Annotated in this window: 1 protein-coding gene; it reads left to right on the forward strand. The window is 69.9% G+C overall.

Annotated elements, in window-relative coordinates; all coding sequences use genetic code 11:
• A partial coding sequence (locus ACFQ87_RS46300; protein ID WP_380617060.1) for a beta-ketoacyl synthase N-terminal-like domain-containing protein occupies positions 1-1,533 on the forward strand: 1,533 nt, incomplete at both ends.

Here is a 1,533-nt window from a genome sequence, read left to right on the forward strand (position 1 = left end):
GACATCGAAGGGAGCCGCGCGTTCAACGACCTCGGCTTCGACTCGCTGACCGCGGTCGAACTGCGCAACCGGCTCAACGCCGCGACCGGGCTGCGACTGCCTGCGACGCTGATCTTCGACTACCCCACCCCCATGGCGCTGGCGGACTTCCTGCGCGCGGAGACGGTGGGCTCGATTGCTGGAGCCATGGCCGTCGGGCTCGGCTCGGCCGCGCCCGTAGCGGCGGTCGGTGACCCGATCGCGATCGTCGGGATGAGCTGCCGACTTCCCGGAGGCGTGGGCTCGCCGGACGACCTGTGGCGGCTGGTGGCCGAGGGACGGGACGGTGTTTCCACGTTCCCGCTGGACCGCAGCTGGGACGAGGACATCTACGACCCCGACCCGGAGGCGGTCGGCAAGTCCTATGCTCGCGAGGGCGGATTCCTCTACGACGCAGCCGAGTTCGACCCGGCGCTGTTCGAAATCTCGCCGCGTGAGGCCGTGGCGATGGACCCGCAGCAGCGGCTGCTGCTGGAGGCGTCCTGGGAGGCGTTCGAGCGGGCCGGGATCGACCCGTCTTCGCTGCGCGGGAGCCGGACCGGTGTCTTCGCCGGGGCCCCCTCCTCGGGTTATGGCACCGGTCGACAGAACGTACCGGAGGGCCTTGAGGGTCACCTGCTGACGGGTAACGCGGGCAGCGTCGCCTCGGGCCGGATTTCGTACTCGTTCGGTCTGGAGGGGCCGGCGGTGACGGTGGACACGGCGTGTTCGTCCTCGCTGGTGGCCCTGCACCTGGCGGTGCAGGCGCTGCGGCAGGGTGAGTGCGACCTGGCACTGGCCGGCGGTGTCACGGTGATGTCGACGCCGGGGCTGTTCGTGGAGTTCAGCCGGCAGCGGGGGCTGGCGGCGGACGGTCGTTGCAAGTCGTTCGCGGCTGCTGCTGATGGGACCGGCTGGGGTGAGGGTGTCGGCATGCTGCTGGTGGAGCGGCTGTCGGACGCGCGGCGCAACGGGCATCCGGTGCTGGCCGTGGTGCGTGGATCGGCCGTGAACCAGGATGGTGCGTCGAATGGTCTGACGGCGCCGAACGGTCCGTCGCAGCAGCGGGTGATCCGGCAGGCGTTGGAGAGCGCTGGTCTGACGGCTGATCAGGTGGATGTGGTGGAGGCGCACGGGACGGGTACGAAGCTGGGTGACCCGATTGAGGCGCAGGCGCTGCTGGCCACGTATGGGCAGGACCGTGACGCGGATCGGCCGTTGTGGCTCGGCTCGTTGAAGTCGAACATCGGTCACACGCAGGCTGCTGCGGGTGTCGCGGGCATCATCAAGATGGTGATGGCGATGCGGCACGGTGTGCTGCCGCGGACGCTGCACGTGGATGAGCCGACCCCGCAGGTGGACTGGTCGGCCGGTGCGGTCGAGCTGCTGACCGAGGCGCGGGATTGGCCGGAGACGGGGCAGCCGCGTCGTGCGGCGGTGTCGTCGTTCGGTATCAGCGGGACGAATGCGCACACGATCCTGGAGCAGGCTCCGGTGGAGGATTCGGCCGAGGAG

The sequence above is a fragment of the Kitasatospora sp. NPDC056531 genome (genome assembly GCF_042794375.1).
In the GTDB taxonomy this organism is placed as follows: domain Bacteria; phylum Actinomycetota; class Actinomycetes; order Streptomycetales; family Streptomycetaceae; genus Kitasatospora.